Raw genomic sequence first — 223 nt, forward strand, 5'->3', positions numbered from 1 at the left:
CAACTTCCACGATCTGATCGACTGGGTCTTTGGAAACGAAGCTGTCACGAGTGGTGCGGCTAATTTCTTGACCATTTTCAAGCGTCACTTCCACAAGTGTAGTCTTCTCGCCGTCTTTGCCTTCTTGGACAACTTTTCGTGCGCCCGTAGGCAATTGTGTGTTTTCACGTTCAACAGTATTAAACGGTAGAGCTTCGGTCACAATATCCAAGCGTGGTTGCTC

At 48.0% G+C, this 223-nt stretch carries 1 protein-coding gene; it reads right to left on the reverse strand.

The annotated features are described in order from the left end of the window. The coding region (locus STRDD04_RS10400) for a G5 domain-containing protein (protein ID WP_156469100.1) at positions 1-223 on the reverse strand (223 nt) is incomplete at both ends.

The sequence above is a fragment of the Streptococcus sp. DD04 genome (assembly GCF_001578725.1).
In the GTDB taxonomy this organism is placed as follows: Bacteria; Bacillota; Bacilli; order Lactobacillales; family Streptococcaceae; genus Streptococcus; species Streptococcus sinensis.